At 55.6% G+C, this 18951-nt stretch carries 20 protein-coding genes and 1 tRNA gene; 7 read left to right on the top strand and 14 right to left on the bottom strand.

The annotated features are described in order from the left end of the window. Positions 1–10 precede the first annotated feature (10 nt). The 3 genes from DW937_RS06945 (at position 11) to DW937_RS06935 (ending at position 3784) form a co-directional block, all read left to right on the top strand. A complete protein-coding gene (locus DW937_RS06945; protein WP_120120523.1) occupies positions 11–1303 on the top strand; it encodes a PTS transporter subunit EIIC in 1293 nt (430 codons plus the stop codon). 16 nt (positions 1304–1319) lie between these two features. Beyond that, positions 1320–2747 carry a 6-phospho-beta-glucosidase gene (locus DW937_RS06940; protein WP_097777206.1) on the top strand — a complete coding sequence of 476 codons (1428 nt, stop codon included), beginning with the start codon at positions 1320–1322 and terminating at the stop codon, positions 2745–2747. A 113-nt stretch (positions 2748–2860) separates the two neighbouring features. Then, positions 2861–3784, top strand: coding sequence for an AEC family transporter (locus tag DW937_RS06935; RefSeq protein ID WP_118526633.1), 924 nt, complete (start codon positions 2861–2863; stop codon positions 3782–3784). A 246-nt stretch (positions 3785–4030) separates the two neighbouring features. On the opposite strand, the gene DW937_RS06930 is transcribed toward DW937_RS06935, so the two are convergent. The 6 genes from DW937_RS06930 to DW937_RS06905 form a co-directional block, all read right to left on the bottom strand. Then, a complete protein-coding gene (locus DW937_RS06930) occupies positions 4031–4588 on the bottom strand; it encodes a LemA family protein (RefSeq protein WP_120120522.1) in 558 nt (185 codons plus the stop codon). 127 nt (positions 4589–4715) lie between these two features. Next, entirely contained in the window at positions 4716–6005 is a 1290-nt protein-coding gene (locus DW937_RS06925) for a sensor histidine kinase (protein WP_120120521.1), read from the bottom strand. Next, positions 6002–6736, bottom strand: coding sequence for a LytTR family DNA-binding domain-containing protein (locus DW937_RS06920; protein WP_120120520.1), 735 nt, complete (start codon positions 6734–6736; stop codon positions 6002–6004). The genes DW937_RS06925 and DW937_RS06920 overlap by 4 nt, the downstream gene beginning before the upstream one ends. Before the next feature lie 39 nt (positions 6737–6775). Further along, on the bottom strand, positions 6776–7912 hold the full coding sequence (nagA, locus tag DW937_RS06915) for an N-acetylglucosamine-6-phosphate deacetylase (protein WP_097777211.1): 1137 nt from the start codon (positions 7910–7912) through the stop codon (positions 6776–6778). A 273-nt stretch (positions 7913–8185) separates the two neighbouring features. Further along, entirely contained in the window at positions 8186–8536 is a 351-nt protein-coding gene (locus DW937_RS06910) for a type II toxin-antitoxin system PemK/MazF family toxin (protein WP_005942608.1), read from the bottom strand. 136 nt (positions 8537–8672) lie between these two features. Further along, positions 8673–9080, bottom strand: coding sequence for a 4'-phosphopantetheinyl transferase superfamily protein (locus DW937_RS06905; RefSeq protein WP_120120519.1), 408 nt, complete (start codon positions 9078–9080; stop codon positions 8673–8675). Between the two features lie 161 nt (positions 9081–9241). Between DW937_RS06905 and DW937_RS06900 the strand changes: the two genes are divergently transcribed. Then, entirely contained in the window at positions 9242–9487 is a 246-nt protein-coding gene (locus DW937_RS06900) for an IreB family regulatory phosphoprotein (RefSeq protein ID WP_097774456.1), read from the top strand. A gap of 198 nt (positions 9488–9685) precedes the next feature. Here DW937_RS06900 and DW937_RS06895 read toward each other — a convergent pair whose 3' ends face one another. Together DW937_RS06895 and cysK are read right to left on the bottom strand one after the other, a co-directional pair. Beyond that, positions 9686–10630 carry a tRNA-dihydrouridine synthase family protein gene (locus DW937_RS06895; RefSeq protein ID WP_120120518.1) on the bottom strand — a complete coding sequence of 315 codons (945 nt, stop codon included), beginning with the start codon at positions 10628–10630 and terminating at the stop codon, positions 9686–9688. Positions 10631–10723: 93 nt separating this feature from the next. Continuing rightward, on the bottom strand, positions 10724–11656 hold the full coding sequence (cysK, locus tag DW937_RS06890; RefSeq protein WP_005942619.1) for a cysteine synthase A: 933 nt from the start codon (positions 11654–11656) through the stop codon (positions 10724–10726). Between the two features lie 222 nt (positions 11657–11878). On the opposite strand from cysK, the gene DW937_RS06885 reads away from it, so the two are divergent. The 3 genes from DW937_RS06885 to DW937_RS06875 all read left to right on the top strand — a co-directional run bounded on the left by DW937_RS06885 (position 11879) and on the right by DW937_RS06875 (position 13562). Beyond that, the gene (locus tag DW937_RS06885) at positions 11879–12310 is read left to right on the top strand and encodes an RrF2 family transcriptional regulator (RefSeq protein ID WP_120120517.1); all 432 of its coding nucleotides are present in this window, start codon (positions 11879–11881) and stop codon (positions 12308–12310) included. Positions 12311–12541: 231 nt separating this feature from the next. After that, positions 12542–12874: a CidA/LrgA family protein gene (locus tag DW937_RS06880; RefSeq protein WP_243111439.1), complete on the top strand. Its 333-nt coding sequence runs from the start codon at positions 12542–12544 to the stop codon at positions 12872–12874. Next, positions 12855–13562 (top strand): LrgB family protein, encoded by a 708-nt coding sequence (locus tag DW937_RS06875; RefSeq protein WP_120120515.1) that lies wholly within the window; start codon positions 12855–12857, stop codon positions 13560–13562. Before DW937_RS06880 ends, DW937_RS06875 begins: the two co-directional genes overlap by 20 nt. Before the next feature lie 134 nt (positions 13563–13696). On the opposite strand, the gene DW937_RS06870 is transcribed toward DW937_RS06875, so the two are convergent. From DW937_RS06870 to DW937_RS06845, 6 genes are all read right to left on the bottom strand, one after another. After that, positions 13697–14146: a winged helix DNA-binding protein gene (locus DW937_RS06870; RefSeq protein ID WP_120120514.1), complete on the bottom strand. Its 450-nt coding sequence runs from the start codon at positions 14144–14146 to the stop codon at positions 13697–13699. A 12-nt stretch (positions 14147–14158) separates the two neighbouring features. Beyond that, positions 14159–15517 carry a citrate/2-methylcitrate synthase gene (locus DW937_RS06865; protein ID WP_120120513.1) on the bottom strand — a complete coding sequence of 453 codons (1359 nt, stop codon included), beginning with the start codon at positions 15515–15517 and terminating at the stop codon, positions 14159–14161. Between the two features lie 440 nt (positions 15518–15957). After that, positions 15958–16030: transfer RNA gene (locus DW937_RS06860), tRNA-Pro, on the bottom strand. A 79-nt stretch (positions 16031–16109) separates the two neighbouring features. Beyond that, positions 16110–17594 carry a hypothetical protein gene (locus DW937_RS06855; protein ID WP_133300968.1) on the bottom strand — a complete coding sequence of 495 codons (1485 nt, stop codon included), beginning with the start codon at positions 17592–17594 and terminating at the stop codon, positions 16110–16112. 63 nt (positions 17595–17657) lie between these two features. Then, positions 17658–18443 carry a hypothetical protein gene (locus DW937_RS06850; RefSeq protein WP_120120512.1) on the bottom strand — a complete coding sequence of 262 codons (786 nt, stop codon included), beginning with the start codon at positions 18441–18443 and terminating at the stop codon, positions 17658–17660. An 8-nt stretch (positions 18444–18451) separates the two neighbouring features. After that, positions 18452–18742, bottom strand: a complete 291-nt coding sequence (locus DW937_RS06845; RefSeq protein WP_118526657.1) for a hypothetical protein — start codon at positions 18740–18742, stop codon at positions 18452–18454. Positions 18743–18951: the final 209 nt, after the last annotated feature.

Below are 18951 nucleotides of genomic sequence, written 5' to 3'. Positions count from 1 at the left end.
GAGAAAAAACATGAGTAAATTTAGCGACAAGTTCGTTGATGGCATGAGCCTGGTGGCCGAAAAAGTGGACGAAAACAAGTTCCTTGGTGCAATCAAGGATTCGTTCACCATCTACATGCCGTTCGTTATCGTTGGCTCGTTCATGAACCTGTTCAACACCATCCTGTGCAGCACCACTACCGGCCTTGCCAAGTGGGTCCCCGCACTGGAAGCACTGAAGCCTATCTTTACCGCTGCAAACTTTGCAACGCTGTCTTGCATGACCCTGCCCATCGTGTTCCTGATCGGCCTCAAGCTGGGCAAGAAGAACAATGTGCCAGAGCACATCTCCGCTATTATGGCGCTGGCTTCCTATCTGACCATCTGCCCGCAGATCGTCTCTGTAGTGGTGGACGACAAGACTGGCACCGCCAGTGGCCTGCCCGGTGCAGCATTGGGGTCTCAGGGTCTGTTCGTGGGTATGCTGATCGCCATTCTGGCAAGCCAGCTGTTCGCCTTCCTGATGACCTTCGATAAGCTCAAGATCAAGATGCCGGCATCTGTTCCCACTGCTATCACTACTTCTTTCAACGCTCTGATCCCCATCGTGCTCACCCTGTTGGGCGTTTCCGTTGGCGGTTACGCATTCCGTCAGATCAGCGGCCAGTACCTGACCGACTGGATCTACACCACCATCCAGCATCCTCTGGAGAATGCATTCCAGAGTCCTGCCGGTCTGTTCATCATCATTCTGGTCTGCCGTGCATTCTGGTTCCTGGGTATCCATGGTGACCTGATCATCAAGCCTGTGCGTGACCCGTTCTTAGCTGCTGCTCTGGCTGCAAACGTTGCCGCTGTTGCTGCTGGTCAGACTCCGTCCTCTCCCATCACCTACGGCTTCTGGGTCGCATTTGTGGCTCTGCCGGTTTCTCTGCCCGTCTGTCTGGCCATCTTCCTGGTGTCTAAGCGTGAAGATTATCGCGCTGTTGCCAAAGTTGCCATTGGCCCCGCACTGTTCGGCATCAGCGAGCCCATGGTCTTTGGCCTGCCTCTGGTTTTGAACACCACCATGCTGATTCCCTCCATCCTCTCTGTTATGCTGTGCTCCGGTACTGCACTGTTTGCAAGCACGATTGGCTTTATGCCCTGCAACACCGTTGACGTTGCCTTTGGTACGCCCGTGCTGCTGAGTGCACTGATTGGCCACGGCTGGCAGGGTGTTGTGGTGCAGATTATTGGTCTGGCACTGGCAACGCTGGTGTATATCCCCTTCATGATCGTTGCCAATAAGCAGGCAGAAGTAGAGCAGGCCGCTCAGAACTGATAAAAGGAGAACTGCTGTGAAAACCTTTGCAAAAAACTTCTTATGGGGCGGCGCACTGGCGGCAAACCAGTGCGAGGGCGCTTATCTGGAAGATGGAAAGGGCTTAGAGATCTGCGACCTGTTGGAGACCGGCAAAGATCGTTTCATCAAGCTGGATCCGGCGCTGGAACTGCATGAGGGGCACGTCTATCCCTCTCATGAAGCGATCGACTTCTATCATCACTACAAAGAAGATATTGCCATGTTTGGCGAGATGGGCATGAAATGTCTGCGCACCTCCATTGCATGGAGTCGCATTTTCCCGAACGGCGACGATGCCGAGCCAAACGAGAAGGGTCTGACCTACTACGAGGATATGTTCCGGGAATTGCACCGCTGGGGCATTGAACCGGTGATCACGATCTCTCACTTTGAGACTCCGCTGGCGCTGGTCAAAAAGTACGGCGGCTGGGACAACCGCAAGCTGGTCGGCTTTTTTGAGCGCTACTGCAAGGTGCTGTTTGAGCGCTACAAGGATCAGGTCAAGTACTGGATGACTTTCAATGAAATCAACAACACCCTCAAGCTGCCTTATCTGGCAGCCGGCATGGTGGTGGCAGATGATGACAATGCACCGCAGCGGCAGTATCAGGCTGCACACAATATGTTTGTGGCCAATGCACTGGCTGTCAAATCCTGCCATGAGATGATACCGGGTGCAAAGATCGGCTGCATGCTGTCTTTGAGCACGGCATATCCCAATACCTGCCGCCCGGAGGATGTGATGGAAACCTATCAGCTTCGTCAGCGTTCGCTGTTCTTCTCGGATGTGATGCTGCGCGGCCGTTACCCCTCTTACATCGATCGCAAGTGGGAAGAGCTGGGCGTACAGGTGCAGATGGAGCCGGGCGATTCTGAGCTGATTGCACAGAACACCAACGACTATCTGGCTTTCAGTTACTACATGACCTCTACCCACATTGCCGGCATGAAGATCCGCTCCAATACGGGCGGTCACGTAGGTGCGGACAATCCCTATCTGGAAAAATCCAAGTGGGGCTGGCCTATCGACCCGGTGGGTCTTCGATTCGTCTGCAACGAACTGTATGACCGCTACCAGAAGCCCATGTTCATTGCTGAAAACGGCCTTGGAACGGCAGACACCATTGACCCGGATGGCCGCATCCGCGATACTGCCCGCATGGAGTACCTCAAAAAGCACATCGAAGCTTTGCAGCAGGCTGTGGCTGACGGCTGTGATATCTTCGGCTACACTTGGTGGGGACCCATCGATATCGTGAGTGCCGGCACTGGCGAGATGGAAAAACGGTATGGCTTTATCTATGTGGATAAGGATAATCAGGGCAACGGAACCCTGCAGCGTCGGAAGAAAGATTCCTTCGAGTATTACAAAAAGGTGATCGCTTCCAACGGACAGGATCTGGAACTTCCCGCCGAGGACTAATCAAATAAAAAAGATCGGTGCAGTATTTTTCAAAACAACAAGAAAAATACTGCACTTGATTTTTTTGTGTGAGAGTGCAGTACGTACAACAGCTGCCGCAAAGGAATATCGATATGATAAGCTTGATTCTGGCAAAAAAGATCCTTTCGCTGTTTTTGGTCATGGCTCTGGGCATTGTGCTGGTGCGCTGCGGCATCGTCCGCAGTCAGGACAGCAAGGTGCTCTCCATGATCTCACTGTATCTGGTCATGCCATGTGTGATCATCTCGTCGTTTCAGGTGGAGTATCAGCCCGAGATTCTGAACGGTCTGCTGCTGGCACTGGCTGCGTCAGCGCTGCTGCATCTGGTGCTGATCGTGGTGGTTGGCTTTCTGGGCAAGGTGCTGAAACTGGATGGTGTAGAGGAGACCTCGCTGATCTATTCCAACGCAGGGAACCTTATTATTCCCATTGTGACGGCCATTCTGGGCAAGGAATGGGTCATTTACACCAGCGCATTTCTTTCGGTGCAGCTTTTTCTGCTGTGGAGCCATGCTAAAATGAAGCTCTGCGGAGAAAAAGGAATCGACCTGAAAAAGATTCTGACCAATATCAACATGATCGCCATTTTTGCTGGGGTGCTGCTGTTCCTGCTGCGGATCCAGTTGCCTGCACCTGTGCAGGATGCGGTGGATTCAATCAGCAGTATGGTTGGTCCAATGGGAATGCTGATACTCGGTATGCTGATCGCAGAAATGGACCTGAAAAAACTGCTAAGCTATCACAGACTATGGTGGATCACGCTGCTGCGTCTGGTGGGCATCCCGCTGATAGGAATCGTACTGTTGAAATACAGCGGCCTTGCAGCACTAGTGCCGGAGGGCAGAACAATATTGCTGGTTACACTGCTTGCCATCTGCACGCCGTCCGCGTCCACACTGACCCAGATGGCGCAGGTGTACGGCAAAGATGCAGACTACGCCAGCGCGATCAATGTGGTAACGACCCTACTGTGTATCGTCACGATGCCGCTGATGGTGGCATTGTACCAGATGTAAGTACGTGCGAACGCTCTGCAATTTTATCACCCGCCCAGGGCTGCCATCAAGAATCCCCGCAAGTGATCGCGTAAGGGCTTGAACCGACACAAATAACACAAATAAAGCATAACAAATACCCCTCGGTTTCCTGCTGCGGAAGCCGAGGGGTGTTTTGCGTATTAAGGGTGGAACGAATGCGCCCTGTGATTTTATTCCACCTTCAAGCGGACCGAGGTGCCGGGCTTTTACGATGAAGAAGAAGTTTTATGCGGGTTCCCGCCGAAAAGGCTGCGAGTGCTGAACAGGACAGGCCACCGGTGCATCCGGTGCAAACTGCAGGTATTCCCGCGGGGCAATGCCCAGCAGACCGGCCAGCAGGCCAAGGCGCTTTTGCTCCAGTGCACAGTTGAGCCGGGTGACGGAATCGTTGTAGATCAGGCTGCTGGTATAGACCATCCGACTGTAGCAGTTGGCCGCTTCCATGCAGCGCTGGTAGGCGGGGTCTGCTTTCAGGGAAGGGTGGTTCTCGGCCGCAATGGTGATGTAGGACATGGCCTGTGCAAGATGCTGCTCCTGTTCCAGCACCTGCGCCGGTGTGGACAGGGCATTGATGGAGGGCGGCAGCAGCACCAGCTGGGCCGAAAGGCCGTGGGTGCGGGCCAGTTCCAGCAGGGCTTCCAAAGCACGGAAGCGGGAAGAAAGCTGCAGGCCGATCTGGTTCATGGCAGTGTTGACATTCTCGTTCAACTCGCTGAGACGGCGGCAGATGTAGCTGAGCCAGACCACGGCCAGCAAAATGACCGGGATGAGCAGAAATGCCATAGAAGACCCTCCCTGAAAAAAATAAGCTCAGACGGCAGTAGAACCGTCTGAGCTTACTATAGCGCAAAAGCAGTGCCGACTGGTGCAATTGGCACGAGTCGCCAATAAAATGCATTGAATCGACCTTTTACAGAGAGATGCGCAGCACAAACTGGTCCTGCTGCTGCGAAAAGCTGTACATGCCGCCATACTGCTCCACAATGGCGCAGATGCTGCGCACGCCAAGGCCGTGGCCGGGCTGGCTGGTGGTGGGGATGCCCTCGGCACAGAACTGCACCGGGAAGCTGCAGGAGTTTGCGATCTGTAAAAACAGTCTGCCGTCCTTTTGGTAGGCGGTGGTCTCCACAACAGCGGGCTTTCCAGCCTCGCGCTGGCGCTGCCCGGCGTGCAGGGCATTTTCCAGCGCGTTGGAAAGCAGCACACACAGGTCGCTGTCCGGCAAAGGCAGCACCAGCGGGATGGCGGCATGCACTCGGAAGTCGATGCCGCTGTTCTGCGCGCGGGTTGCAAAGGCCGAGAGAATGAGGTTTGCGGCCTCATTTTCACAGTAGACGTTCACCTTGCTGGCTTCGATCTCTGCGCACACGCTGTGGATGTACTCCTGCGCGGCTTCGGCACGGCCATTTTCGATGCAGGCGGAAATGTACTGTAAATGATGGCGCAGGTCGTGGCGGTAGGTGCTGGCCTTGCGTTGGCTTTCCCGCAGGGCATCGATCTCGCGCACAGCCTGCGCTACCTGCAGGTTCAGGCTATTCTGGGTCTGCTCCAGCTGGCTGCGCCGCTTCTGCTCCTGCGTGGTCTGCAGCACAAAGGCCAGATAGGCCAGACTACACACAAAGGGCATGAACTCCACTGCAGCCTGATTGCCGCTGGAGAGCAGATCGGTATAAATGCGGGTAAAGTAGTCAAAGACATAGCTCAGCAGCGGGATCACGCCGAACTGCAGCTGCAGCTTGAGCGAAGAGTGCGACAGCGCGCGCACCGAAGGCGCGATCCAGTGCACCAGTGCCAGCAGCAGCGGCAGGGTGACGACCAGCTCGGTGGCATCCTGCAGCGCGGTGCCGCCTGTCGGGAACAGCGCAATGACCAGCAGTGCGGCCCAGCGCCGCAGCTGGCAGCACAGGTAGGCTGTCAGCACGGCGATCAGTGACCAGAGCACCTTGCGGGTCATGGCGACCAGCAGTATGACCAGCGGCAGGTGGGTAATGACCGGGTAGAGATACCGGGCAAAGCTGGTGCTCCACCGCAGGCTCACAACGCCCTGCAGCGCCAGCATCAGCACGGTGCATCCCGCAAGCAGGAGCTTGCGCTGGCGGGTCCATTCCAGCTCACAGAACGCGGCGGACAGCACGATGCCGAAAATACCCACCGAGGCAAGGTTGCACAGCGAAAGCGCATCTGCAAAGGGTGTGCTCATATCATCACCTGCTTTCGGCGGAAGGCATATTCCAGATACTGCCGCCGGATCTCAGCAGACTTTCCGTGCGGAATGGGGATCTGCGCAAGGTTTGTCAGGGTAACGGCGCGGGTGGAGATGTTCTGGATATACTCCATATTTACAAGGAAAGAGCGGTGCGTGCGCAGAAAGCTCTCGTGAGGGGTCAGCTGGCGGGCCAGTTCGTCCATGCTGCCGGTGCTTTCCAGCACGGTGCCGTCCACCAGATGGAACAGCAGGGTACGGCCCAGCACTTCACAGTAGAGCAGCTGGTCCAGATCGATGCGGGAGATGCCGGTCTTGCAGCGCAGGATCAGGCTGCGCTGGTCGGCGCGGCGGCACTCGGCGATCACCGAATCCGTCAGACGGAAAAAGCTGTCCTCCCAGATGGGCTTGATCTGGTAGAAATAGGCACCCACCACATAGGATTCCACTGCAAACTCGGCGGAAGAAGTGAGAAAGATGATCTTGACGACATTATCGTACTGCCGGATCTCCTTGGCGGCGGTAATGCCGTTTTCGGCCGGCATGATGACATCCAGAAACAGGATATCGTACCGGGTGCCCTTTTCGATCTCGGCCAGCAGATCCAGCGGGCTGTGAAAGGCTGTGCACTGGATCTGGACACAGCGCTGGGCGCGATATTTTTCCAGCAGAGCAGAGAGCTGGTCCAGAACTGTCTGGTCATCGTCGCAGAAGGCGATCTGGATCATAACGGGTTTAACACATCCTTTGTTCGCGTCAGCCAGAAATTACAGCTGGGCCTTGCCCATGCAGTAGGTCTGCAGCACATCGTAGTTGTCGTCCAGCACCACAAGGTCGGCATCCTTGCCGATCTGGATGGAACCCTTGCGGTCATCCAGATGCAGGCAGCGTGCCGGGTTGATGGTGCAGGCGTTCAGTGCATAGTTGAAGGGCACCATGGCCTCCTCCACCAGAATGCGCAGGCCCTTGTTGATGTTCAAAGTGGAACCGGCCAGCGTGCCGTTGTCCAGATGGGCGCTGCCGTCCGGGTAGATGGTGATATGGTTGCCGCCAAAGATGTACTCGCTGCCAATGGGGGTGCCCTTGGCCATCAGTGCATCCGAGATCATGATGGCGTAATCCGGGCCTTTGCTCATGAAGTAGTTGTTCAGGGCAGCAGGGGTGGAGTGGCAGCCGTCGCAGATGATCTCGCCGTACATGGTGCGGATGCGGTAGGCTGCGCCCACCAGACCGTTGGCGCGGTGGGCGAAGGGGGACATGCCGTTGTACACGTGGGTCATGGAGCGGGCACCGTTGGCATAGGCCATCACGGCCTGCTCATAGGTGGCGGCACTATGGCCGATGCTGACCACCACGCCGTGCTCGGTCAGGTAATGGGTCAGTGCAAACCCTTCGTCGTGTTCCGGTGCAAGGGTCACATAGCGGATGTGGCCGCGTGCTGCCTGCTGGTAGTGCTTGAACTGCTCCACGCTGGGCTTTGCAATGTACTCCGGAGGCTGTGCGCCCTTGTACTTCATATCGAGGTAGGGGCCTTCAAAGTGGATGCCAAGGATCTCGGCACCTTCGTAGCTGCCCTCCATCACGTCGGCCACATTGGCCACGGCGTTGGTCAGCACCTCCACGCTCTGGGTGACGGTAGTGGCCAGAAAGCTGGTCACACCCTCAGAGACGATATGCTTTGCCCAGTAGCGCAGGCCCTCCGGCTTTGCGTCGTTGGTGTCGAACTCGTAGGCACCATGGCAGTGGATATCCATAAAACCGGGCACGATGCGCTTGGAGCCATAGTCCACATCGGCCTGCTTTTCACCATAGGGGAAGATGCCGGTGATCTTGCCCTGCTCCAGCTCGACTGCGGCAGAAATAAACTGGTCGGCGATCCATACTTTTTTGCTCTGGATGATCATATAATCAGCCCTCCGATATCATCATAAAACCTACATATGCTGCACACGACAGCACAACCATTCTGCAGAAAAGTATAGCATTTTCTGGCGGGAATAACCAGCCTTCGCGCGCCTTTTCAAAAAAATTAAGCTGGAAAATGAAAAAACGATCGCAGTTTGCACAAAGAAACAGCGTAAAACCAGAAACCCGGAGCCTTTTTGAGCCGTTTTGGCCGAAAAAAGGTTCCGGGTTTTGTGCATGATCTTTTCAGAGAGCTGTTTTGCAACAGCCCCTTAATATGAAGTAAGCCCCAGGCTTACATCCAAAGCCTGATCCACACGTTTCTGATCTTCCGGCGTGATCTGCCCGGCCCGCTCCCGCAGGCGGTGCTTATCCAGCGTGCGGATCTGCTCCAGCAGCACCACGCTGTCCTTGGCAAGGCCGGTATCCGCTGCCCGGATATTGATGTGGGTGGGCAGGCGGGCTTTGTCCAGCCGGGATGTAATGGCCGCAGCGATCACGGTAGGGCTGTGCCGGTTGCCGATCTCGTTCTGCACGATCAGTACCGGGCGCACGCCGCCCTGCTCCGACCCCACCACCGGCGAAAGATCTGCATAAAAAACTTCTCCTCTGTGTACCTCCATGGAATCTCCCTCCCTGCATTTGGAGGATGCGCCCCGCTTATGTGATGCGTCCGGCGCATCTTCGTCTGCTCTCAGTATGAGCCGGCTGCGCGCCGGTTATGCAGCGCAGGGGATATTCCATTGTATGCACAAAGGCTTACAGAGTTTCCAGTGTGCAGAAGGCCAGCGCCATGCCGCCCTCGTGGCTCAGAGAGAGCCGGGCGGCAAGGCCATGGGCCTGCATCCATTCCGCCGTCTGGCCGGAAAAATGATAGGCAGGTGCACCGTTTTCCAGCCGGACAGCCTCGATCTCACACAGGGAGAACGGCTCCCGCAGGCCGGTGCCTGCCGCTTTTAAAAAGGCCTCCTTGGCGGCAAAGTTGGCTGCGGCGCTGGCAAGCCGGTGGGCGGTGCTGCGCCCGGCGGGCAGTGGTTCGTCAAGGCTCAGCGCAGCGCGTTCGGCCTCGCCGTACACCCGGCGGATAAAGGTTGCAGCGTGTGCGCCGGTAAGGCTTTTTTCCAGATGCGCGATCTCGCACAGGTCGCAGCCGATGCCATACAGCATAAAGGCCCTCCTTCTGCCGCATTTGCGGCGGTGCAGGCCGTCAGCCTGCAAAATCAGGACCGGAAATTTTATGCAAACTGTGCAAATCCGGTCTGTTTAGCTTGAAGTTTCCTCGCAATTCGTGTACAATGAATGTAGTTCTTCCTAAGGGGGTGTATTCCGTGAGTGGCGAGACCGCTATTTTTTCGATCCACGACAAAAAGGACTATGAGATCCATGAGATCGTACAGCAGGTGTACGATGCTTTAAAGGAAAAAGGCTATAATCCGGTCAATCAGCTGGTGGGCTATATCCTGTCCGAAGACCCCACCTACATCACGACCTATAAGAATGCCCGTTCCATGATCCGCAAGGTGGATCGTGACGATCTGCTGCAGGCCATGCTGCGCAGCTATCTGAACGTCTGATATCGCTTGTCTGCTCATGCCCCGCCGTCGCTATGATGGCGGGGCTTTTTCATAATAGAATGCAGATGCCGTTTACCGTTACAGCTCCTCCGGTGAAAACGCAATTCAGAAAAATCCGCAGATCTTTCTGAATTGCAACTATATAAAATAAAATTTTCGCTGAAGAGGGCCAGAGCGAAACGGAGGCCATTCCAACCGTTACGGCTGGAACGGCAGCGTAAAGATCTGGTTTACGACGACCTCATATTCCCACGGTTCCCGCACCTTGCGCAGCTGCTTTTCCAGCTTTTCGGCCCCCTCAAACTTGTGAATGAGGTAGAACCAGTGTCCCTTCATGCGGCTCACCGCGCACCCGGCGCTGCCGAACAGTTCGGAGTATCCGTGGTAGAGGTCGTCAAGGTATCCGCGCAGCTCTTCCCGTGCGGCCGGTGCGCCGCCGCGTGCTTCACGGAAGAGCGCCGGGTCCGCAATGATGCCGCGCCCCACCATGATGCCGGACAGCTGCGGATACTGCGCTTCCAACGTGTGCAGGTCCGCAGCGGTGGTCACATCGCCGTTGTAGCACACGGGCATCCGGCACCCGGGCAGGGAGGCAGCAAAAGCGGCACGGTCGGCCTGCCCGCGGTAGAGCTGGCGCATCACACGCGGGTGGATGATCAGCTCACAGATGGGATACCGGTTATAGATGTCCAGAATGGCAGCAAATTCTTCCGGCTTTTCCACGCCCAGCCGGGTCTTGACCGAGACAGGCCCTTCCGCATTGGCAAATACGGCGGCAAGAAAAGCGTCCAGCTTGACGGGGTCGCGCAGCATCCCGGAACCCTTGCCTTTGGCGGTGACGGTGCCGGAAGGACAGCCGAGGTTCAGGTTCACCTCGGTGTAGCCAAGGCCGCGCAGCTCGCCGATCATCCATGCGGCAAGTTCGCCGTCCTTTGCCAGCAGCTGCGGGATCACCGGTACACCGGGGTTTGCCGCAGGGGCAAGCTCGGCCATCTTCTTTTTAATGAGCACCCGGTTCTCCGGCGGGGAGATGAAAGGGGCATAGTAGCGGTCGGCATTGCCAGCAGGGCCGAACCATTTCTGGTGTGCCTGCCGCCACACCCGGTCGGTCAGGCCCTCCATGGGGGCAGCATAGTAATTCATGGGCAAATCTCCAAAGTGTTTGATAGGGATATTGTAACAAAAAACTCCCGCCCTGTGAAGTCACAGAACGGGAGAAGCGAGCTTTTTGAAAGATCAGTCTGCAAACAGCGGGGTGGACAGGTAGCGGTCGCCGGTATCGGGCAGCAGGACCACGATGTTCTTACCGGCGTTCTCCGGGCGCTTTGCCAGCTGCAGGGCAGCATAAACAGCAGCACCGGAGGAGATACCCACCAGCACGCCTTCCTTGTGGCCGATCAGACGGCCGGTGGCAAAGGCATCGTCGTTCTCCACGGCAATGATTTCGTCATACACCTTGGTGTCCAGTACGTCCGGCACAAAGCCCGCGCCGATGCCCTGGATCTTGTGTGCGCCTGCGGTGCCCTTGCTCAGCACAGGAGAGGAAGCAGGCTCTACAGCCACCACCTTGACGTTCGGGTTCTTGCTCTTCAGGTACTGGCCCACGCCGGTCACGGTGCCGCCGGTGCCCACGCCTGCCACAAAGATATCCACCTTGCCGTCGGTGTCCTCCCAGATCTCGGGGCCGGTGGTCTCGATGTGGGCCTGAGGGTTAGCCGGGTTCACGAACTGGCCGGGAATGAAGGAATTCGGGATCTCCTTTGCCAGCTCGTCGGCCTTGGCAATGGCACCCTTCATGCCCTTGGCACCCTCGCTCAGCACCAGCTCTGCGCCGTAAGCCTTCATCAGCTGGCGGCGCTCCACGCTCATGGTCTCGGGCATCACGATGATGATGCGGTAGCCCTTGGCGGCTGCCACAGCGGCCAGACCGATGCCAGTATTGCCGGAGGTAGGCTCAATGATCACGGAACCTTCCTTCAGCAGGCCCTTTTCCTCGGCATCATCGATCATCTTTTTGGCGATGCGATCCTTGACAGAACCGGCCGGATTGAAGTATTCCAACTTGGCAATGATGTGGGCAGGCAGCTCCTGCTCCTTTTCAATGTGGGTCAGCTCCAGCAACGGAGTATGACCGATCAGCTGATCTGCGGCAGTATAAATCTTGCTCATTGTAGTTTCCTCCCTGATACAGTTATGGGCACATGTGCCCTGCCGGACGACCTGGTTCTAAAACCTTTATACCGACATCGTTTGTGGGCTTGATGGTATTATAGACCCGTTCTATGCGGTTGTCAATGGATTTTTTGAAAAAAGTGGGATTGAAATATTATTTACCCTGTTGTATAATAGGTTAAAAACTCAATCTATAACCAACAAAGGAAGTACACTATTATGATCGTGTCCACCAAAGGGCGCTATGCACTGCGCGTGATGATCGACCTTTCCGAGCATCAGTCTGAAAAATATGTCCCTCTCAAGGAGATCGCTGCCCGGCAGGAGATCTCGGAAAAATATCTGGAAAACATCCTTAAGGTGCTGGTGCAGAACGGCTTTCTGGAGGGCTTGCGCGGCAAGGGCGGCGGCTACCGGCTCACCCGCAGCCCGGATCAGTACACCGTGGGCGAGATCCTGATGCTGACCGAGGGCAGCCTTGCACCGGTGAGCTGCCTGACCCCCAGTGCGGCCCCCTGCTCCCGCATGGCAAACTGCCGCACCTACGAGATGTGGAAGGGGCTGAACGATCTGATCTCCAACTACTTCGGCAATATCACGCTGGCCGATCTCGCCCGGCCTGATCAGGCCGGGAATGATTATGTGATCTGACGGTATTTCTGATAACATGCAAAAAAGCGCACCGGCTTGACCGGCGCGCTTTTTTTTGCACAGTTCTCGGCAAAATGTGCAGTGTTTCTTATCCAGAATCACGGTTGATGGATTGGGGCAGGTGCGGTATACTTTACCCTTGATGTGACCATTTACGCTTTTGATCGAGGAAAGGGGAACTTTACTACGAAATATATTTTTCAGTTTGCGCGCATTCTTGCGTTTTGTTTTTTGGGCGAGATCCTTCATGTAGTGCTGCCGCTGCCAGTCCCGGCCAGCGTCTACGGTCTGGTGCTGCTGCTGGCAGCGCTGAACTTCAAGCTGGTAAAGCTGGACGATGTGAAAGAGGTGGGAACCTATCTCACAGGCATCTTCCCGCTGTTGTTCGTGCCCGCTGCCGCCGGTGTGATGGAACTGTGGGCAGAGATGGGCGAGATGCTGCTGCCCATCCTCATTGCCATTATCCCGGTCACTGTGCTGGTGATGGTGAGTGCAGGCAAGACCACGCAGGCCCTGACTGGCCGCAAGAAAAAGGAGGCTGACAATGACGCAGCTGCTGAATGATTTTTTGTCCGGCTCCGCAGCATGGGGCGTTCTGCTTACGCTGGCTGCGTTTGCACTGGGCACCCTTATCAATAAGGTGACAGGCAAAGCCATTTTTAACCCGCTGCTGCTGGGCAGCATCTTTGTAATCATCTTTCTGTCGGTGTGCAGCATCCCGTATGCAGACTACAAGGTCAGCGCGGCACCGGTGAACTATCTGCTGCTGCCCGCCACCGTGGCACTGGCCATTCCGCTGTATGAAAAAATCGACCTGCTGAAAGAGAACGCCGCCGCCATCATTGCGGGTATCGCGGTGGGCACGCTGGTGAGCCTTGGCAGCGCACTGGCGCTGGCACTGGCGCTGGACCTGACCCGTGAGCAGTATGCCACCCTGCTGCCCAAATCCGTGACCACCGCCATCAGCATGGATGTGGCCGCTGAGCTGGGCGGCATTGCTGCCCTGACCGGTGCAATCGTCATTGTTACCGGCATCGTGGGAGCGCTGCTGGCTGAGACGGTGTGCAAGATGTTCCACATCACCGACCCCATCGCCAAGGGCGTGGGCATCGGAACTTCGGCCCATGCCGTGGGCACCAGCAAAGCCCTGCAGATGGGCGAGGTGGAAGGTGCCATGAGCGGCCTTTCCATTGCGGTGGCCGGTGTGCTGACCGCAGTGCTCTGCCCGGTATTTGTGAACCTGATCCGGTAAACGATTTAAAATAGCCGCTTTGGCTTTTTTCAGTAGAATTTATTGGTTGATCCGGGAACCTCAGTTTACAACAAAAAATGAGATAGGCAACCCCTTTCGGGGAAGTCTATCTCATTTTTTCGTTGGGGCTGTTTTTATACGCCGCTGTGTTCCCGTTCATCCTTCAGGATGGCCGTCACGCTCTGCATGGTGCTTACTGCACGATGCAGTTCTTCGTCGCCAAGTTCTGCACGCAGGCGGACATAACAGCGCTGCATGAACGCGCGCTCCTCCGCCATCAGCTCCACAGCCTTGCTGGAAAGCTCCACATAGGTGCGGCCCGCTTCACGGTCGGTCTTCCATGCCACAAAGCCCTTGTCCTGCAGCTTTTCAACGGCCTTGGAAAGCTCTGTCACCTTCAGGCCCATCACAGCAGCAAGGTCAGCCAGATAAACCTTACGATCCGGGTGCTGTTCGGCCTGCATCTTAATGTAATATAAGATCAGGTAATCCGCCCGCTGGATGGTGCTGAACACCTTGTCGATATCAAAATTGTGCAGGAAGAACCATTCTTCCGGGTGATGTTTCAGTTCCACGCTCATCATGCATCCTCCCTGTTATTCCCGCTCATTGCGGCGGATATATTCGTGGGTGCCGCCAAGGCTCTTGTAGGCCGGGCGGATGATCTTGTTTGCGCTGAGCAGCTCTTCAATGCGGTGGGCGCTCCAGCCCATCACGCGGGCCACGGCGAACAGCGGCGTGTACAGCTCCATGGGGATGCCCAGCATATCGTACACAAAGCCGCTGTAGAAGTCCACATTGGGGCTGACACCCTTGAAAATTCTGCGCTCCTCCGCGATCAGCTGCGGGGCCATGTGCTCGATCTTGTTGTAAAGGGTAAGGTCCTTGTCGCGGCCCTTCTCGTGGGCCAGCTGTTCCACATAGCCCTTGAATACCACCTCACGGGGGTCACTGAGGGAGTACACCGCATGGCCCATGCCGTAGATCAGGCCCTTGCGGTCAAATGCTTCGCCGTGCAGCAGCTTTTTCAGGTAGGCTTCCAGCTCTTCATCGTCCTCGGTGTCGTGCAGGTTTTCACGGATATTCTGCATCATCTGCATCACCATCAGGTTGGCACCGCCGTGGCGCGGGCCTTTGAGAGAACACAGGGCAGCCGCCATGGCCGAGTAGGTATCGGTGCCAGACGAAGTGACCACGCGGGTGGTAAAGGTGGAGTTGTTGCCGCCGCCGTGCTCGGCGTGCAGCAGCAATGCCACATCCAGCACGCGGGCTTCCAGCTCGGTGTACTTCATATCCGGGCGCAGCATCCGCAAAAAGTTCTCTGCGGTGGAAAGCTCCGGGTCCGGCCGGTGGATGTACATGCTGCCGTCTTTTTCGTAGTGGTTATAGGCATGGTAGCTGTACACGGCCAGCATGGGGAAGATGCCGGCCAGCTGGATGCTCTGGCGCAGCACATTGGAAATTTCCAGATCACCGGCCTTGGGGTCGTAGGATGCCAGTGTAAGCACGCTGCGGGCCATGGAGTTCATGATATCGTGGCTGGGGGCCTTCATGATCACATCACGGGTAAAGTTGGTGGGCATGGTGCGGCACTCGCCCAGCACGCGGCAGAACTCTTCCAACTTTTCCTGCGTGGGCAGCTCACCGAACAGTAGCAGATAGCCCGCTTCCTCAAAGGCAAAGCGGCTGCCGGACGACCCGCGGATCAGGTCTTTCACGTCGTAGCCGCGGTAGAGCAGCTGACCGTCGGCAGGCTTTTTCACCCCGTCCACATACTGGAAGGCGCGGATATCGGAGATATTGGTCAGGCCCGCCAGTACGCCCTTGCCGTTTTCGTCGCGCAGGCCCGCTTTAACGCCAAACTCCTTGTACAGATCCTTGCTGATGCGGTCGTGTTCGGCGCACAGCGGCTGCTGCTGGTCGAAGTATCCCATTACGTTCTGCAGATGATCCATTGATAGTTGCTCCTTTCCTATTGCCGTCAGCTTGCGCTCACTTGGCAGGCCATCAGGAAGCTTTCTCTGCGAACAGCCCGGGACTCCAGTCCCGCCCTGCTGCCTGCGGCAGCAGAGGCTCACCCCAGGACATTCGCTGGAGAAACTTCCTGCCGCCCTGCCCGAAAAAACCGTATTGATTCGGGACGGCATTCACTTACATTCAGAATACTCTTTCAGATTACAAAAAGGATATTTCGGTGTCAAGGTACTGTTTGTAAATAAAAAAAGAACAAAATCGGAAAGCTGCCGGATGCGCATTTGCCCTTTAGCGCAGGGATGGTTTTTGAGACGGTAACGCACAAATAAGGCATCTTCCAGCCGGATCTCAGGGGACTTGCAACAAATAAAGCCACGACAAAACCGCATTTGTGAACGGTTCATCGTGGCTTTTTGTCATATCGGAGTGGCGAGACTCGAACTCGCGGCCTCCTGCTCCCAAAGCAGGCGCGCTACCAACTGCGCAACACCCCGGCATCCGGCGGCACTGCTGCACCGCCGGAATATAGTATATCGTTTTTGGAGCGATTCGTCAATAGCTGGCTCCGCCGCCTCATGCATACAAGATGCAGCCAAGCACTTCCTTGCCAAGCTCCCGGATCTTCTCATTTTGCGCGCTGACTGTTCGGTACTTGGAGCAGGCGCAGTCTGCCGCCAAAAGGATCACATCCGCCTGTGCAGCCTGCTGCACAGCTGCCGAACTGACCAGAATGCTGTCAGCCGATGCAACGGTCGTTCCTTTCAGCACGCTGCACGCCTGCAGCGCATCCCGCAGGGAAGCCAGTTGCTGGGCAGAGATGTCGCCCGTGATCAGGATATTCTCTGCCTGCGGCACACGGCTGTGAATCGTCGCTGCAATCAACTCGACCATCGCGCCGTTCATACTGCCGTCCGGCCGTTTTTCCAGCTTGTTGATGGCTGCATCCAGCCCCTTTGCCTTTTGAGAAGCATCGTTTGCCAGTGTGCCAAGCACCCCGATGCCGCAGTATTTTTGCAGTTCATCTGCCGCGCAAACCTTTCCTTCCACCAGGAAACTGCATACAGTAGCGCCGGCCACCAGTACGGCTCCCAGCAGGAAGCCTATCGCAGCATATTTCACAGCGGAGTTGCCCGCACCCTTCGGATCTTTCGGTTTTTCCGTTGCCGCAAAATCTTTGTCCGCCGTCTGGATACTCTGCTCCAGCAGTTCGTGATTGCTCTGGAGGTCGGTCAGATTGTTCTGCAGCTGGATCATATTGTCACGGGTGTTCTGCTGCTGATCTCTCAGACTGGTCAGCACGGTTGTGGTGCTGCTGAGAGAAACCTGCGTGGTCTCATGTTCACCCACAGTACTCTCAATGACATCGTATAACTGGGCAAAACGCTTCAGCATGGCATCCATGATGTCATTTGCCTGCTGGGCATCCTTGCCTTCCGTACTGATGGTCAGCAGTCGGGTTCCGCTGTCCACCGAAACCGTGATCAGTTCGCGCATATAGCGTTCTTCCATCCCGAACTGCTCCGCGATCGCTCCGATCGTTTCGTGGCTCGTCAGCAGACTGGAATAAGCGCTGAGCACCGCGCCGGTGTAATCCGGGTTCTGGTAGTCCATGCCCGGCAGGATCTTGTAATCGGTGGTAATATAAAAGACCGCATTTGCCACATTGACATTATACGGATCCAGACTGTTCAGCACAGACTTGTCAATGTACTCCTGCGCATTTTTAATATCGAACTCTGCACGGGCCTGATCCGCTTCATTCTGCTTCAGCTGATGATTGTAGCTCGCAACATTTTTGTCGTGCGCTGTTTGAGCAGCACGGTATTCGACCATGTCCTCTTCATACTTCTGCTCTTCTGCCGTTCGGACGATCTCTTCACCATTTTCAGATGCAGCTTCTGCCGCCTTCTGGCTGCGCACATGTTTGAACATGCCAACTGCGCCAAACAGCACCGCACAGGCAACTGCCGCTGCAAAGATCTGCCGGTATTTGTGCAGAACAGCGAAGAACAGTGAAACCAGATCGATCTCCTGCTCATACTCGGTTTGTTTTTCCATAAAATTTTCCATCCTCCGGTCGTCTCATTGTTTCATCTTTGTACGGGCATGGGCTTTTTCGAATCAACTGTAAAATTTGTTTTTCAGTTCCGTATAGCGTGCGCTCTTCTCGGCCTTATATGTTTCCATCACCTGATCAGCCAAAGCCGTGCTCTGTCCGTTTTCCTGCAGAATTGTGCGCATCTGGCTCACGATGCTGTCCATTTCCTTATCACAGGAAGCCTGCAACGCATTCAACTCGCTCGACTTGGAAAGAACGATCATAAGTTTCCTCGTCTGCGTTTTCTGACTTTTCGGAAGCGCCCTGTATTCTGCTTTTGATTCCGCAATGCAGGCGTTCAAGCCGTTTTCCGCACGCGCCTTGACCGCATACACCTGCCGGATCAGTGCCTTGAGTTCTTCTTCGTATCCTGCAGGTGCGGGCTTGCTTGACGCAGACGCAGACGCAGCCGATTGTGTTTTCTGGGGGCTGCTTTCTGCTTGAGGCTTATCGATTGTTTTGCTGGAAGCAGCCGAATGCTGCGAAGATGCCGCCTGCTCCGACCCGGCAGTTTGTTCCGTCTTTTCAGAGCTGCTCTCTTCATCCGATTCAAAAGCGATTCCGCCCGCATCCTGCAGAACGCTGTCCAGCGTGATATCTCCCTTGATCAGCTGACTCAATTCATCGTCTGTGACCGTAACCTTCTCAACGCTTTCGCTGGAACTGCCCGGTTCCTCCAGTGCGGAGTCCGCTTCCAACTGCGCATTTCCCATCGCAGTAAAGCCGAACCATGCTGCAGCACAAAGAGCCATCACTGCAAGCACGCCCCCTGCGATCAGAAGCCTCTTGTGTTTTTGTGTCTGTTTCATTTTCAATGTCACTTATTCAGATATCCCATAATCGTTTCACCAAGGCGGAAGACACCGTAAAGATAACCGGTCTTGGCAAAGATGTTCATATTCCAGAAATTCTTCATCCAGTCCTCCATCGGAGTGAGCGAACCTTTTTTTGCACTGTTCCACACCGCAGAGCGCGCATCGCTCAGCACCGCGTCACGCAGATAATTGCCGATCAGATAATTGAACAGACCCATGTAATCCGGCGAACCGCCGACGATATATACCATCTCATTTGCATCGATTTCAGAATATACATCAGGATAATTCATTTTTTTTCTCCTTTGATTCTCTTATAAGCAGCATTCCGTTCCAGAATGCCATACACTTTTATTATACCATTATCCTGAATCCGCCGCAATGGAAACACTGCCAAATATCCCCCGGATTTTTAAAAGCATTTCGATTATTCGTTCTATTTTTCTACTTTTCCCCGATGAAGCGTACCCTTTTCACAACAAACGGCGGGCAGAGAGCCTGC

This window comes from Faecalibacterium sp. AM43-5AT (genome assembly GCF_003603345.1).
Lineage (GTDB): Bacteria > Bacillota > Clostridia > Oscillospirales > Ruminococcaceae > Faecalibacterium > Faecalibacterium taiwanense.
Note: the sequence above shows the minus strand (reverse complement) of the source record. Positions and strands in the feature narration are given on the sequence as shown.

Excerpts from the sequence above, each read along its gene's own strand:
- DW937_RS06945 (WP_120120523.1), top strand. The coding sequence starts at position 11 with ATGAGTAAATTTAGCGACAAGTTCGTTGATGGCATGAGCCTGGTGGCC.
- DW937_RS06935 (WP_118526633.1), top strand. The coding sequence starts at position 2,861 with ATGATAAGCTTGATTCTGGCAAAAAAGATCCTTTCGCTGTTTTTGGTC.
- DW937_RS06930 (WP_120120522.1), bottom strand. The coding sequence starts at position 4,588 with ATGGCATTTCTGCTCATCCCGGTCATTTTGCTGGCCGTGGTCTGGCTC.
- DW937_RS06925 (WP_120120521.1), bottom strand. The coding sequence starts at position 6,005 with ATGAGCACACCCTTTGCAGATGCGCTTTCGCTGTGCAACCTTGCCTCG.
- DW937_RS06920 (WP_120120520.1), bottom strand. The coding sequence starts at position 6,736 with ATGATCCAGATCGCCTTCTGCGACGATGACCAGACAGTTCTGGACCAG.
- nagA (WP_097777211.1), bottom strand. The coding sequence starts at position 7,912 with ATGATCATCCAGAGCAAAAAAGTATGGATCGCCGACCAGTTTATTTCT.
- DW937_RS06910 (WP_005942608.1), bottom strand. The coding sequence starts at position 8,536 with ATGGAGGTACACAGAGGAGAAGTTTTTTATGCAGATCTTTCGCCGGTG.
- DW937_RS06905 (WP_120120519.1), bottom strand. The coding sequence starts at position 9,080 with ATGCTGTATGGCATCGGCTGCGACCTGTGCGAGATCGCGCATCTGGAA.
- DW937_RS06895 (WP_120120518.1), bottom strand. The coding sequence starts at position 10,630 with ATGAATTACTATGCTGCCCCCATGGAGGGCCTGACCGACCGGGTGTGG.
- cysK (WP_005942619.1), bottom strand. The coding sequence starts at position 11,656 with ATGAGCAAGATTTATACTGCCGCAGATCAGCTGATCGGTCATACTCCG.
- DW937_RS06885 (WP_120120517.1), top strand. The coding sequence starts at position 11,879 with ATGATCGTGTCCACCAAAGGGCGCTATGCACTGCGCGTGATGATCGAC.
- DW937_RS06875 (WP_120120515.1), top strand. The coding sequence starts at position 12,855 with ATGACGCAGCTGCTGAATGATTTTTTGTCCGGCTCCGCAGCATGGGGC.
- DW937_RS06870 (WP_120120514.1), bottom strand. The coding sequence starts at position 14,146 with ATGATGAGCGTGGAACTGAAACATCACCCGGAAGAATGGTTCTTCCTG.
- DW937_RS06865 (WP_120120513.1), bottom strand. The coding sequence starts at position 15,517 with ATGGATCATCTGCAGAACGTAATGGGATACTTCGACCAGCAGCAGCCG.
- DW937_RS06855 (WP_133300968.1), bottom strand. The coding sequence starts at position 17,594 with ATGGAAAAACAAACCGAGTATGAGCAGGAGATCGATCTGGTTTCACTG.
- DW937_RS06850 (WP_120120512.1), bottom strand. The coding sequence starts at position 18,443 with ATGAAACAGACACAAAAACACAAGAGGCTTCTGATCGCAGGGGGCGTG.
- DW937_RS06845 (WP_118526657.1), bottom strand. The coding sequence starts at position 18,742 with ATGAATTATCCTGATGTATATTCTGAAATCGATGCAAATGAGATGGTA.